Annotated in this window: 11 protein-coding genes and 1 pseudogene; 6 read left to right on the top strand and 6 right to left on the bottom strand. The window is 70.7% G+C overall.

Going from position 1 to position 12,882, the window contains the following annotated elements:
- Window positions 1-31 precede the first annotated feature (31 nt).
- Complete coding sequence (dnaN, locus tag ACWCP8_RS33225; protein ID WP_451119937.1) at window positions 32-1,171, top strand: DNA polymerase III subunit beta; 1,140 nt, start codon at window positions 32-34, stop codon at window positions 1,169-1,171.
- A gap of 106 nt (window positions 1,172-1,277) precedes the next feature.
- Here dnaN and ACWCP8_RS33220 read toward each other — a convergent pair.
- Window positions 1,278-1,679, bottom strand: a pseudogene (locus tag ACWCP8_RS33220) (chitinase); the annotation flags it as partial.
- A 187-nt stretch (window positions 1,680-1,866) separates the two neighbouring features.
- On the opposite strand from ACWCP8_RS33220, the gene ACWCP8_RS33215 reads away from it, so the two are divergent.
- A complete protein-coding gene (locus ACWCP8_RS33215) occupies window positions 1,867-3,396 on the top strand; it encodes a substrate-binding domain-containing protein (protein ID WP_451119935.1) in 1,530 nt (509 codons plus the stop codon).
- Window positions 3,397-3,454: 58 nt separating this feature from the next.
- Here the strand turns inward: ACWCP8_RS33215 and ACWCP8_RS33210 are convergent, their stop codons facing one another.
- On the bottom strand, window positions 3,455-4,738 hold the full coding sequence (locus tag ACWCP8_RS33210) for an adenylosuccinate synthase (protein WP_352266765.1): 1,284 nt from the start codon (window positions 4,736-4,738) through the stop codon (window positions 3,455-3,457).
- A 186-nt stretch (window positions 4,739-4,924) separates the two neighbouring features.
- On the opposite strand from ACWCP8_RS33210, the gene ACWCP8_RS33205 reads away from it, so the two are divergent.
- Entirely contained in the window at window positions 4,925-5,782 is an 858-nt protein-coding gene (locus tag ACWCP8_RS33205) for a diacylglycerol kinase (protein WP_451119933.1), read from the top strand.
- Window positions 5,783-5,860: 78 nt separating this feature from the next.
- The gene (locus ACWCP8_RS33200; protein WP_327245597.1) at window positions 5,861-6,133 is read left to right on the top strand and encodes a DUF1876 domain-containing protein; all 273 of its coding nucleotides are present in this window, start codon (window positions 5,861-5,863) and stop codon (window positions 6,131-6,133) included.
- A 46-nt stretch (window positions 6,134-6,179) separates the two neighbouring features.
- On the opposite strand, the gene ACWCP8_RS33195 is transcribed toward ACWCP8_RS33200, so the two are convergent.
- Complete coding sequence (locus ACWCP8_RS33195) at window positions 6,180-6,713, bottom strand: GbsR/MarR family transcriptional regulator (RefSeq protein WP_451119931.1); 534 nt, start codon at window positions 6,711-6,713, stop codon at window positions 6,180-6,182.
- Between the two features lie 114 nt (window positions 6,714-6,827).
- Between ACWCP8_RS33195 and ACWCP8_RS33190 the strand changes: the two genes are divergently transcribed.
- Window positions 6,828-7,751, top strand: a complete 924-nt coding sequence (locus tag ACWCP8_RS33190) for an ABC transporter ATP-binding protein (protein WP_451119929.1) — start codon at window positions 6,828-6,830, stop codon at window positions 7,749-7,751.
- The gene (locus tag ACWCP8_RS33185) at window positions 7,748-9,349 is read left to right on the top strand and encodes an ABC transporter permease (RefSeq protein ID WP_451119927.1); all 1,602 of its coding nucleotides are present in this window, start codon (window positions 7,748-7,750) and stop codon (window positions 9,347-9,349) included. The genes ACWCP8_RS33190 and ACWCP8_RS33185 overlap by 4 nt, the downstream gene beginning before the upstream one ends.
- Before the next feature lie 250 nt (window positions 9,350-9,599).
- Here ACWCP8_RS33185 and ACWCP8_RS33180 read toward each other — a convergent pair whose 3' ends face one another.
- Genes ACWCP8_RS33180 through ACWCP8_RS33170 form a run of 3 tightly spaced genes read right to left on the bottom strand, consistent with a single transcriptional unit; the run spans window position 9,600 to window position 12,845 of the window.
- Window positions 9,600-10,829, bottom strand: a complete 1,230-nt coding sequence (locus ACWCP8_RS33180; RefSeq protein WP_451119925.1) for a cytochrome P450 — start codon at window positions 10,827-10,829, stop codon at window positions 9,600-9,602.
- Window positions 10,830-10,866: 37 nt separating this feature from the next.
- A complete protein-coding gene (locus ACWCP8_RS33175; RefSeq protein ID WP_352266759.1) occupies window positions 10,867-11,529 on the bottom strand; it encodes a response regulator transcription factor in 663 nt (220 codons plus the stop codon).
- Window positions 11,526-12,845: a sensor histidine kinase gene (locus ACWCP8_RS33170; RefSeq protein WP_451119922.1), complete on the bottom strand. Its 1,320-nt coding sequence runs from the start codon at window positions 12,843-12,845 to the stop codon at window positions 11,526-11,528. The genes ACWCP8_RS33175 and ACWCP8_RS33170 overlap by 4 nt, the downstream gene beginning before the upstream one ends.
- Window positions 12,846-12,882: the final 37 nt, after the last annotated feature.

Below are 12,882 nucleotides of genomic sequence, written 5' to 3'. Positions count from 1 at the left end.
CTCACCTGGACCGACGGAGAAGGGCCCCGCCATGGAGTTCCGTATCGATCGCAGTGCACTGACCGATGCCGTGGCCTGGGCGGCCCGTGTGCTGCCCACACGCTCGCCCGTGCCCGTGCTCGGCGGTCTGCTGCTGGAGGCGGACAGCGGGTGGCTGCGGATCTCCGGCCTCGATTACGAGGCGTCCGCCTGCATCGAGGTCGAGGCGGAGACCGTACGGGCCGGGCGGGTGCTGGTCATGGGGAGGCGGCTGCTCGATGTGTGCCGGGTGCTGCCCGAAAGTCCGGTGGTGTGCGCGGTGGAGGGTTCACGGTTCTCGGTGACCGGCGGCGGCGCCCGGTTCGGGCTGTCGGTGCTGCCGCTGGACGACTATCCGGCGCTGCCGCCGCTGCCCGGGGTGCTGGGGGCAGTGGACTCGGAGGAGTTCGCCGCGGCCGTCGCCCATGTGGCGGTGGCCTCGGGCCGGGACGACACGCTGCCGACCCTCACCGGGATCCGGGTCGGGCTCGACGGCGACACGATGACGCTGGCCGCCACCGACCGGTACCGCTTCGCGGTGCGCACGCTCGCCTGGAAGCCGGCGACGGCGGATGCCTCGGCCGATGTGGTGGTGTCGGCCCGGCGCCTGACGGAGATCGCCCGCTCCTTCGGCCGCTCGGGCATGGTCAGCGTCGCCCTGGATGCCGGGTCGGCCGGCTTCGAACTCGCCGGAATGCGCACCACGGTCCGGCTCCTGGACGGCCGGCTCCCCCGGCACGACAAACTGTTCGCGATGACGGAACCGACGACCGCGATGACGGACCGGGCGCCCCTGGTCGAGGCAGTCAAGCGCGTCGCGGTGGTCGCGGACGGCGACAGCCCGCTCCAACTGACCTTCTCCGGCGAGTCGGTGCTGCTTCAGGCGGGCTACGAGGACGATGTCGCGTCCCAGCGGCTGCCTGCCGCCCTGGAGGGCGCCGATGAGCTGACGGTCGCGTTCAACCCCTCGTACCTGATGGACGCCCTGGCCTCGTTCGACGCACCGGTCGTCCAGTTCAGCCTGATGGGTCCCGGCCAACGCGCCATGATCACTGGCCGGACGGCCGAGGGCGGCACGGCGGAGTCGGACCAGGGCCCCGCTCCTCGTCCGACGCACCGGCACCTGTTGATGTCGGTGAAACCACTGGTCTGAGGCGCCCGGAAGACCGGCGGGGGCGTGTCCGGGCCGTGGCCGGGCACGCCCCCGCCGGGCGAAAGGATCCACAGGCTGTGGATCGGAAGGCCGGTTCAGCGGCGGATCAGCAGCTCAGGTTCGAGCCGGGGGTGGTGCCCAGGATCTGCACGAAGGCCCGGTACCGGTCGATGCGGCTCTGGACCTGGGCGGGGTTGCCGCCGTTGCACTCCAGCGAGCCGTTGATGGAGCGGATCGTCTCGCCGAAGCCTGCGCCGTTGACCATCGCGTTGTGGGCGGTCATCGTGCCCGGACCGTTCTGGGTGTTCCAGTACCAAAGACCCGTCTTCCAGGCCACGGAAGCGTTCTGCTCGACCAGGTACGGATTGCCGAGCAGGTCGATGCCGAGTGCGTCGCCCGCCGCCTTGTAGTTGAAGTTCCAGCTGAGCTGGATCGGGCCGCGGCCGTAGTACGCGGACTGCCCGGCCGGGCAGCCGTAGGGCTGGCCGGTGTCGCAGTAGTGCGGGTAACGACGAACCGGCCGGCCCACCGAAGCCCGCCGCTGCGCGAACGGCAGGCGAACGTCAGCCGAAAGGATCCGGCTGCCCGCCCCGACTCACCCATCGCACACATACGGTGACCCGAACCGGGGGCCGGTGCCGCACCGGTGCGCGTACGTGCGTGCACGCGTTCGACGAGGGGAGCGCGAGGAAGCCGTGGAGTGGTTCAGCGCCGAGAACATCGTGGCCGTGTGCACCGCCGTGCTCGGTGTCCTGGCCTCCGTCGGAGTGCTCTGGTACGAGCGCCGCGTACCCCGCCGCAAGCGCATCGGCTACCGGGTCCAGATGGACACCCCGATCGGCAGTGACGTCAGCGAGGGCCGGGCCAATGTCCGGCTCGGGCTCTTCAGCGAGACGCCCGACATGGCCGATGCCACGCTGGTCCTGCTGCGCGTCGAGAACGACGGCTCGCAGTCCATCGCCGACAACGACTACACGGGCCGTGAACTGCACGGACTGACCGTGGAGTTCACCGGCCGCACCGTACGCGGCATAGCGGTCACCCAGGCACCCGGCGCCGACCATCTGATGGAGCACTTCACCCCGGCGGGCGGGATGCGCCACAGCGGCCGGCTCATCCGGCTGCCGCGCGTCCCCCTCAACCGGGGCGAGCACTTCAAGCTGCTGGTGCTGCTCACCGGCTCGCACGTGGGCAGCCCCATCAGGATCACCGGCGGCATCCGGGACGGCGAGGTGACACCCAACAGCGCCGCCCGCCCCGACGAGAAGCCCCCGATGTTCGGCCGGGCCGCCCGGCTCATCACCGTGGCCCTGACCGTCTGCGTCATCACCCTGGCCTCGATCATCCTGGTCCACGACGACACCCCGCCCCCGATGGGCTGCGCCCGGGGCACCCTGACGGTGACCGGCTCCACCGCCTTCGAACCGGTCCTGCGGGAACTGGCGCAGAAGTACGAGAAGGAGTGCGAGGGTTCCACCGTCACCGTCGACGCGCACGGCAGCAACGCGGGGATACGGGAGCTCGCCGACCGGGGCGCGACCGCCGGGGCGTCCGGCTCCCCCGCGCTGATCGCCCTCTCCGACGGCCCCAAACCGCACGGCTACCCGCAGCTGCGCGAGAACCGGGTCGCGGTCTCGCTCTTCCGCCTGGTCGTCAACGACCGGGTGCCCGTCAAGAACCTCTCCCTGGCCACCGTCCGGAAGATCTACCGGGGCGACATCCGCAACTGGAAGACGCTCGACGGACCCGACCTGCCCATACTCCTGGTCAGCAGGGATGCCAACTCCGGCACCCGCGAGGTCTTCCAGCGCCGCGTCCTCGGCCACAACGAACCCGCCCAGTCGTCCCGCGACTGTGCCACCAAGGACGACGCCGCGGCCCGGGTGATCCGCTGCGAACTCGACTCCACCGACCAGGTCCTGGCCACCGTCGGCCGGCTCGACGGCGCGATCGGCTACAGCGAGCTGCGTTCCGGAACCGCGCTGAAGGGGGCGCACCAGCTCGCCATCGACTCCACCGTCCCGTCCGTCGACACGATCGGCTCCAGCACCTACCCGTACCGGGAGATCGAGTACGCCTACACGTACGGCCAGCCGCCCGCCGACTCGCTGGCCTCCAGCTTCCTGGGCTATCTGAGCCGCGGCAACGGCCAGGACGTCATCCGTACGCATGGACATCTGCCGTGCGCGACGCCGAAGGGGCTGCGGATCTGCGGGGAGGAGTGAAGGCGCGGAGGGGGGCCGGGGCAACAGCCGCCCCGGCCCCCCTCCGCGTTGTCCCGTCCTACAGGAACGAGTTGATCTCGATGGTCTCGGTACGGCCGGGGCCGACACCGATCGCGGAGATCGGGGCGCCGGACATGTCCTCCAGCGCCTTCACGTACGCCTGCGCGTTCTTCGGCAGATCGCCGAAGGTCTTGGCCTTCGTGATGTCCTCGGACCAGCCCGGCAGCATCTCGTAGACCGGCTTCGCGTGGTGGAAGTCGCTCTGGCTGTACGGGAGTTCCTCGACCCGCTTGCCTTCGATCTCGTACGCGACGCACACCGGGATCTGCTCCCAGCCGGTCAGCACGTCCAGCTTGGTGAGGAAGAAGTCGGTGAGACCGTTGACCCGGGTCGCGTACCGCGCGATCACCGCGTCGAACCAGCCGCAGCGGCGGTCACGGCCGGTGGTGACACCGCGCTCGCCACCGATCCGGCGCAGCGCCTCGCCGTCCTCGTCGAGCAGCTCCGTCGGGAACGGGCCGGCGCCGACGCGCGTGGTGTACGCCTTGAGGATGCCGATGACCCGGCTGATCTTCGTCGGGCCCACGCCGGAACCGGTGCAGGCGCCGCCCGCGGTCGGGTTCGAAGAGGTGACGAAGGGGTACGTGCCGTGGTCGACGTCGAGCAGCGTGCCCTGACCGCCCTCGAAGAGGACGACCTTGCCCGCGTCGATCGCGTCGTTCAGGATCAGCGTGGTGTCGGCGACGTACGGCTTGATCTGATCCGCGTACTGGAGCATCTCCTCGACGATCTTCCCGGCCTCGATGGCGCGCCGGTTGAAGACCTTGGCGAGGAGCTGGTTCTTCTGCTCCAGCGCAGCGTCGACCTTCTGCTCCAGGATCGACTCGTCGTAGAGGTCCTGGACGCGGATGCCGACCCGGTTGATCTTGTCGGCGTACGTCGGGCCGATGCCACGGCCGGTCGTGCCGATCTTGCGCTTCCCGAGGAACCGTTCCGTCACCTTGTCGATCGTGACGTTGTACGGGGTGATCAAATGAGCGTTACCGCTGATCAGCAGCTTGGACGTGTCCACGCCGCGGTCGTTCAGCCCACTCAGCTCGGAGAGCAGGACAGCCGGGTCGACGACGACACCGTTTCCGATGACCGGGGTACACCCCGGTGAAAGGATTCCGGAGGGGAGGAGATGAAGTGCGTACTTCTGGTCACCGACGACCACCGTGTGGCCGGCATTGTTGCCGCCCTGGTAACGCACCACATAGTCCACGGATCCACCGAGGAGGTCGGTGGCCTTTCCCTTGCCCTCGTCACCCCACTGAGCACCGAGCAGCACAAGTGCGGGCACAGGCGTACACCCCTTCCGGGCGGGGCATGTCCAAGGTCAGGGGGCGTACGTAAACGTCGTACACGCCGTACGACGATGTACGACGAAGCCTGAACCGTCGAACCGGGTGCCCCGGAATAGACGAAGCCCCTGGCGCAATAGCGCAAGGGGCTCTTGCACCAAGATGCTACCCGAGGAAGGACCGAGGTGTCGGCTGCCCAGCCCCCCGGCAACGGTGCGCACCAACTGCTGGTGGTGATCGACCCGGTCGCCCGCCGGACGGACGGCGAGTCCGTCCGTATCGCGAAGGACGTGCTGAGCGCAGGTTCGCACGCAAAAATCTGCCTCCCGGACGGGCCGGAGGAATTCGCGCGGGCCTTGTCCCGCCGCGGCAGTCGGCGTCCGGTGGTCGTCGGCGACGACCGGACACTGCTGCGCGCCGTGACGCTGCTGCACCGGGACAGGGAGCTGACCGGTGAGTCGCTCGCACTGGTTCCGGTGGGTGCGCCCGCAATGCTGGAACTCGCGCACTCGCTCGGCGTGCCCATGGGCGCCGTGGCCGCGGCGCGGGCGGCCCTGGACGGTGCCGTACGCCGGCTCGACCTGCTGGTCGACGACAGCGACGGCGTCGTCCTGGGCGCCCTGCACATCCCCGCCCTGCCCACGGCGCCGGGCTCGGCGGCCGCGCACACGGGCGTCACGGCGGTCTGGGACACCTGTCGCTCCCTGGTGCGCACACTGGTCCGCCCCGCCCCACCCACCTCACCCGCCACACCACGCGCCCATCGGATGCGGGTCGAGACGGACGGGGTGGTGCTGAACGATCTGGACAGCCCGGTCGAATCGGTGACGGTGACCTCGCAGGGCGGCGGCGGAGGCCTCGCGGACGTGGTCGTCCACACCGCGAAGGGCGAAACGCTGACGGCGGAGGCCAAGGCGGTCACGGTCTCCGGCGCGGACTTCCGCTACCGGGCGGACACCCAGGTCGCCGGCCCGGTCCGGACGCGGACCTGGACGGTGCGGGCGGGCGCGTGGGGACTCATGCTCCCGGTGGCCGAGGAGTAGCGCCACGCGTCGCGGGGCCGGCCGTGCGCGGGCGCGGGAACGGGCGCACTCTGGTAGGAGGTCCCGGAGGTGATGGTCATGATGAAGACCGCTGTCGGATGGCACATCGAGCTGGAATTCGAGGAAGACAACCACCGCACCCGCGCCGCCGCCCTCGTACGACTCCCTGATGGCAACGAGGTACGTGCGCACGGGTACGCCAGCCGCCACCCCTCCGACTCCCAGCAGCCGAGGGTCGGCGAGGAGATCGCAGGAGCCAGAGCACTGAACGAACTCGCAATGAACCTGCTGACCAAGGCGCACGACGAGATCGACCAGGCGTCCGGCCGGACGTCGCACCCGCTGACCTGAGCCGACCCGGGGCTCAGGGGCCGGTGCCCCGTCCCCGGCCGTTCCGTCACGGGAGGTCGAACTTCTTGCGGTAGTCGCGCCAGCGGTCCATCAGGCCGACCAGCTCCGTCTGCAGGAACTCGAAGAACTCCGCCGTCTCCGCGAGCCGCGCACCGGCAGGCGTGTCCTGGCCCAGGGTCCGTGCGCCCTCCCGGAGGGTGTGCTCCCAGCGGGTCAGGACCCGGTCGCGGCTGGCGAAGGTGGCGTACCAGATCTCGTTGTGCAGGCGGTAGCGGTCCCGGCGCGAGCCGGGGTCGCGCTCGCGCCCGACCATGCTGACCTGGGTGAGGTAGTTGATCGCCCCGGACACCGCCGCCGGGCTGATCTGCAGCTGCTCGCTGAGCTCCGCCGAAGTCATGGAGCCGTCGTCGTCCGCCAGCAGCGCGGCGAAGACGCGGGACGCCATCCGCTGCATGCCCGCCTCGGTCATCTCGGCCGCGAAACGCTCCACGAACCGCGACACGGCCTCCTCGTCGCGGCCCTGCTCCGGTTCGCGCCCGGGTTCGTACCCACGTCCGTCCGCGCCGGTTTCGCTGCTCATCGCCCCATCGTCTCCCCTGGAATTCCGGCGGGGTTCCCCGGCCCCGGACCACACCTTGACTTTATACGCTTCTTTAACTTCACAACTTTATGAAAGTAGCGTACGTTCAGAAACATGACCAAGGCAATCACCGTGGCCGGACTGCACAAGTCGTTCGGGCGGACACACGCACTGGACGGCCTCGACCTCGCGGTCGAGACCGGTGAGGTCCATGGCTTCCTCGGGCCCAACGGTTCCGGGAAATCCACCACCATCCGGGTCCTGCTGGGCCTGCTGCGGGCCGACTCCGGCGCCGCCCAGCTGCTCGGCCGGGACCCGTGGAAGGACGCGGTCGAGCTGCACCGTCGGGTGGCCTACGTCCCCGGTGACGTCACCCTGTGGCGCAACCTCTCCGGCGGCGAGGTGATCGACCTCTACGGGCGGCTGCGCGGCGGCGGCCTCGACAAGCAGCGGCGCGCCGACCTCATCGAGCGGTTCGAACTGGACCCCACCAAGAAGGGACGGACGTACTCCAAGGGCAACCGCCAGAAGGTCGCCCTGGTCGCCGCACTCGCATCCGACGTCGACCTGCTGATCCTGGACGAGCCGACCTCCGGGCTCGACCCGCTGATGGAGGAGGTCTTCACGGACTACGTGCGGGAGGCCGCCCGCGAACGCGGCCAGACCGTACTGCTCTCCTCGCACATCCTGAGCGAGATCGAGACACTCTGCGACCGCGTCAGCATCATCCGCAAGGGCGTCACGGTCGAGACCGGGTCCCTCGCGGACCTGCGCCACCTGACCCGTACCAGCGTCACCGCCGAACTGGCCGCCGCACCGAACGGACTCGCCCAGTTGCCCGGCGTCCATGACCTCGACGTCCAGGGCATGCGGGTACGGCTCCAGGTGGACACCGACAAGCTCGACGCCGTGCTGCGTTCGCTCACCGCCTCGGGCGTTCGGTCGCTGACCAGCACCCCGCCCACCCTGGAGGAGCTGTTCCTCCGGCACTACCAGGACGATGCGGCCACGGTCTCGGAAGAGGCGATGTCGCGATGACTGCGGAACTCGCGGTACGCGGCGGCGGTGCCGGCCAACTCACGGGAACTGATCCGCTGTTCAGGCTCGCTCTGCGCCGGGACCGCATCATGCTTCCGGTGTGGGTCCTCGTGCTCACCCTGATGGTCGTCAGCGGCGGCTCGTCGATCGAGCAGCTCTACGACACCCCGGCCGCCCGCGCCGAGGTCGCCGCGTCCATGAGCGCGAACAGCTCCCTGCGCTCCATGTACGGACCGGTCTTCGGCGACTCGATCGGAGCTCTGGTGGCCTGGCGGTTCGGCGTCTTCGCCGCCACACTGGCCGCCGTGATGAGCCTGATCATCGTCATCCGGCACACCCGCGAGGAGGAGGAGACGGGCCGTCAGGAATTGCTCTCCTCAGCAATGGTGGGGCGGCGCGCCCCGCTGACATCGGCGCTGTTCACCGCCCTGGTCGCCAACGCGCTGGTCACGCTGTTCATCACGGGCGGCCTCGCCGGACAGGGCGGAACAGGAGCGGCCGCACTCGGGCTCGCCGTCGGCGCGACCGGAATGCTCTTCGCGACCATGGCGGCGATCGTCGCGCAGCTCACCGAGAGCGCGCGGCTCGCCAAGGGGATGACGGGCGGCGTGCTCGGCCTCGCCTTCCTGCTGCGGGCGGCCGGAGACTCCGGTGTGAACGACGGGTCGTCCGTACTGACCTGGCTGTCGCCGATCGGCTGGGCCGAGAACATGCGACCGTACGCCGGCGAGCGCTGGTGGGTGCTGCTGCTCTTCGTGGCAGCAATCGCGGCTCAGGCCGCGGCCGCGTACACACTGGCCGGGCGGCGCGACATCGGCATGGGCTTCCTCCCGGCCCGTCCGGGCCCGGCCGAGGGCCGACTCGCCACCGCAGGTGGCCTGGCCTGGCGGCTGCAGCGCGGCACGCTGCTCGGCTGGACCGTGGGCTTCGCCGTGGCGGGCGTCGTCTTCGGCGGCATGGCCGAGGGTGCGGACGACCTGGTGGGTGACAACGAGCAGGCCAAGGAGATCTTCGCGCGGATGGGCGGACAGGAGGGCATGACCCAGGCGTTCCTGGCCACGATGGTCGGGATGCTGGGGATGATGACCGCGTTGTATGTGGTGGCATCGATCCTCCGCCTGCACAGCGAGGAAACCTCGCAGCGCGCCGAACCGCTGCTCGCGAACCGCCTGGGGCGGTTGCGGTGGGCAGCCGGGCACCTGGTGATCGCGTTCGGCGGCGCGGTGGCCATCATGCTGGTCGGCGGGCTCGGTCTGGCCGTCGGATACGGCAACGAGTTCGGCGCGGTGCTCGGGGCGTCGCTGGTCCAGGTGCCCGCGATCTGGCTCCTCGGCGGTCTGGCGGTCCTGCTGTACGGAGCGCTTCCCAAAGCGGCTCCGGCCGCGTGGGGCGTGGTGGGAGCGTGCCTGCTGATCGGGTGGATCGGCCCGGCGCTCGACCTGCCCCAGTCGGTGATGAACCTGTCACCCTTCGGCCATCTGCCGAAGCTGCCGGGCACCGAGATGCAGTGGGCTCCGGTGCTGCTGCTCACCGCGATGGCGGTGGCGCTGACGGGCGCGGGACTGGCGGCGCTGCGGCGACGCGACCTCCTGACCTGAGCAACGGTCCGGCAGGGCGGACCGAGTCCGGCCGAACCGCATGCACCGGCGGACCTCCATGCGGCCGGCCCCCGGGGGCAGAACTCTTCCGGGGGCGGGCCGCTGCCTCCTGCGAGGCACGTGGGGCCGGGCCCTCTCCTGTGCCGTGGCCCTGCTGGCGCTCACCGCCTTCGGTGTCGCCTCCGACGTCCTGGACGGACCGCGCCTCGCCTGCCGCCCGGGGTGCTGAGCAGCGCTCGGCGGCTTCCCGTCACAGCTCCACACGCAGTTCCTTCACGCCCCTGATCACGTAACCCGGGTTCCACTCCGGCTCGGCCGCCAGCCGCATCCCGGGCGCCTTGCGCAGCAACTCGCCGAAGGAAGCCGAGAGTTCGACCCGGGCCAGCGGCGCGCCCAGGCAGAAGTGGATGCCGGCGCCGAACGAGACGTGCGGGTTCTCCCGCCGGGACAGATCCAGCGTCTCCGGGTCCGTGAAGCGGGCCGGGTCGCGGTTGGCGGAGCCGAAGAGCAGGGCCACCTCCGAGCCGCGCGGGATCACCGTGCCGTCGATCTCGATGTCGTCGAGGACCCAGCGCTCGAACATCTGCAACGGAGTGTCGTACCGCAGCAACTCCTCCACGGCCGTGGGCAGCAGCCCGTGGTCGGCGCGCAGGGCGGCCAGCTGCTCGGGGTGGCGCAGCAGCGTCCACCAGCCGTTGACGGTGGTGTTGACCGTCGCCTCGTGTCCCGCGTTCAGCAGCAGCACACAGGTGGAGACCATTTCCTGCTCGCTCAGCCGCTCCCCCTCGTCGTGCGCGGCGATGAGCGCGGAGATCAGATCCGTACCGGGGTTCTTGCGGCGCTCCGCGATCAGCTCCCGCAGATAGGCGGAGAATTCCACCGAGGCGCGAACGGCGGCGCTCGCGGTCTCCTCGGACGGGTTCAGTTCGAACATCCCGCAGATTGCCGCCGACCAGGGCCGCAGCGGAGCGCGGTCGGACGCGGGGATGCCCAGCATCTCGGCGATGACGGCGACGGGCAGCGGTTCGGCGACCGCGGTGAGCAGGTCGCCGCCGCCCGCCTCGACGAAGCTGTCGACCAGCTCGGCGGCCAGTCGCCGCACCGTCGGAACGAGCCGCTCCACCGTGCGCGGTGTGAATGCCTTGGAGACCAGGCGCCGGATCCGGGTGTGGTCGGGGGCCTCCAGGTCGAGGAGCCCCTGCCCGTTGAGGGTGGTGAAGGGCTCGTACGCGGCGGGCGGGGGCGTGCGGCCGAACTCCTCGTGGGTGAAGCGGTGCAGATAGGTGCGGCCCAGGCGCCGGTCCCGCAGCAGCGCCGACACATCGGCGTGGTGCGGGACGAGCCACTGGTCCGTGGGCTCGAACCGGTGCACCCGACCGGTGGCCCGCAGCGCGGCGTAGGCGGGGTACGGGTCGGCGACGAACGCCGGCGACCAGGGATCGAACGAAGCGGCGGACTCGGGCTGCGGAGACGGGTGCATGGAAGGACGCTAGCCGCCCGCCCGCCGGTGGGGCAGCTCAGGCCGGGGTGACCAGCCGCGCCTCGTACGCGAACACCGCCGCCTGCGTACGGTCCCGCAGCCCCAGCTTCACCAGGATGCGGCTCACATGCGTCTTGATGGTGGACTCGGCGACCACCAGATGCGAGGCGATCTCCGCGTTCGACAGGCCCTGCGCGATGAGGACGAGCACCTCCGTCTCGCGCTCCGTCAGATCGCCGATCCGGGCGAGCGCGGGCGGCCGCGGGTCGCCGGCGAGCCGGGAGAACTCGGTGATCAGCCGCTTCGTGACGGTCGGCGCCAGCAGCGCCTCCCCGGCCGCCACCACCCGTACCCCGTCGGCGAGCTGGCGGGCGGAGGCGTCCTTCAGCAGGAACCCGGATGCCCCGGCGCGCAGCGCCTGGTACACGTACTCGTCGAGGTCGAACGTGGTCAGCACGAGCACCTTGGCGGCCGCGTCGTTCGCGACGATCTCGCGGGTCGCCTCGATGCCGTTGAGCTCCGGCATCCGGATGTCCATCAGCACCACGTCGGGCCGCAGCGCAGCGGCCTGGGCGATGGCCTGCCGGCCGTCGACGGCCTCGCCGACGACCTCGATGCCCGGCATCGCCCCCAGGAGCACCGAGAAGCCCTCGCGGACCATCATCTGGTCGTCGACGATCAGGACACGGATGTCGTTCATGAGGTCTCGCTCTGCGTCGGTTCCTGGGCCAGGGGCACGGGGATGAACACGGCGATCTCGTACCCGCCGTCCGCGGTCGTCTCGGCGGTCATCTCGCCGTTCAGCATGGCGACCCGCTCCCGCATCCCCGTAATGCCGTGCCCGGCGCCCGGCGAGGGCTTCACCGGGCCGGTCGGCGGCCCGTTGACGACCCGCAGTCCGAGCCCGCCGAGCACATAGCCGATCTCGACCTTGGCGGTGGCGCCGGGCGCGTGCCGCAACGTGTTGCTGAGGGCTTCCTGGATGATCCGGTACGCCGACAGCTCGACGCCCTGCGGCAGTTCGCGTACCGCACCGGTGACGGTCCTCTCCGCCACCAGGCCCGCGTCCGCCACATTGGCGAGCAGTCCGTCCAGCTCGGCGAGGGTGGGCTGCGGGGCGTCCGGCGCCTCGTAGTCCTCGGCCCGTACGACGCCGAGGACCCGGCGCAGTTCGGTGAGGGCGGCGACGGCGTTCTCCCGGATGGTGACGAAGGCCTGCTCCAGCTCGGGCGGCGGGTTCTCCACCCGGTACGGGGCGGCCTCGGCCTGGATCGCGACGACCGACATGTGGTGGGCGACCACGTCGTGCAGCTCGCGGGCGATGGTGGTGCGCTCCTCCAGCAGTGTGCGCCGGTCGCGTTCCACGGCGGTGACGGTGCGCTGCACGGTCACCTCGCGCTCCGCCTCCCGGCGGGTCTTCACGACGGTCACCACGAGCAGGGCGAACGCGGAGGCCACGGCCATGGGCCCGGTGGTCGACGAGTAGTGCCAGCCGAAGTTCTCCAGGAAGGTGCCGAGCACCAGGGTCAGGACCCACATCCAGGCGGCGGTACGCGGCCGGGTCCGGGCCGCGACCACGACGAGCACCACCAGGTGCGAGAAGAACATGCTCGGCACCCACGGCCATTCGCCGCCGGTGATCACGGCTGTCACCGGAGTGAGCGCCATCGACATCCAGAACGCGCCGACCGGCCGGAACAGCGTCATCGCGACGGTCAGCGCCGGGAGCAGCCCGGCCATGACGATCTCGATCCCGGACCAGGGCCCGGAGCCGTCCGCCGCGCCGATGCCTATGAGGGCCGTGATCAGCGCGGCCAGCCCGACCAGTGCGTGCGGCGTTCGGGCGGCCCGCGCGCGCATCCGCTCGGACAGTCGCCGGGTCAGCGCCCCGTCGGTCCGCATGGGCGCCAGCGGACGGTAGTCGAACGCGTCATGGAAGAGGTCCTGCCGCAGGCCGTCTATCGCCCCTGCGGCCAGCCGGAACTCGGGGCTTCTGGTCTTGGTGGTCTCGGTCACGCTCCCAAGGTAGGCGGCCGGGCGCACGACGTCGTCA

The organism is Streptomyces sp. NPDC002206 (genome assembly GCF_053593595.1).
Note: the sequence above shows the minus strand (reverse complement) of the source record. Positions and strands in the feature narration are given on the sequence as shown.

What these genes read in the sequence shown, in the direction of transcription:
- ACWCP8_RS33195 (WP_451119931.1), bottom strand. Translation starts at nt 6,713, where the DNA reads ATGAGCAGCGAAACCGGCGCGGACGGACGTGGGTACGAACCCGGGCGC.
- ACWCP8_RS33180 (WP_451119925.1), bottom strand. Translation starts at nt 10,829, where the DNA reads ATGCACCCGTCTCCGCAGCCCGAGTCCGCCGCTTCGTTCGATCCCTGG.
- ACWCP8_RS33175 (WP_352266759.1), bottom strand. Translation starts at nt 11,529, where the DNA reads ATGAACGACATCCGTGTCCTGATCGTCGACGACCAGATGATGGTCCGC.
- ACWCP8_RS33185 (WP_451119927.1), top strand. Translation starts at nt 7,748, where the DNA reads ATGACTGCGGAACTCGCGGTACGCGGCGGCGGTGCCGGCCAACTCACG.
- dnaN (WP_451119937.1), top strand. Translation starts at nt 32, where the DNA reads ATGGAGTTCCGTATCGATCGCAGTGCACTGACCGATGCCGTGGCCTGG.
- ACWCP8_RS33200 (WP_327245597.1), top strand. Translation starts at nt 5,861, where the DNA reads ATGATGAAGACCGCTGTCGGATGGCACATCGAGCTGGAATTCGAGGAA.
- ACWCP8_RS33190 (WP_451119929.1), top strand. Translation starts at nt 6,828, where the DNA reads ATGACCAAGGCAATCACCGTGGCCGGACTGCACAAGTCGTTCGGGCGG.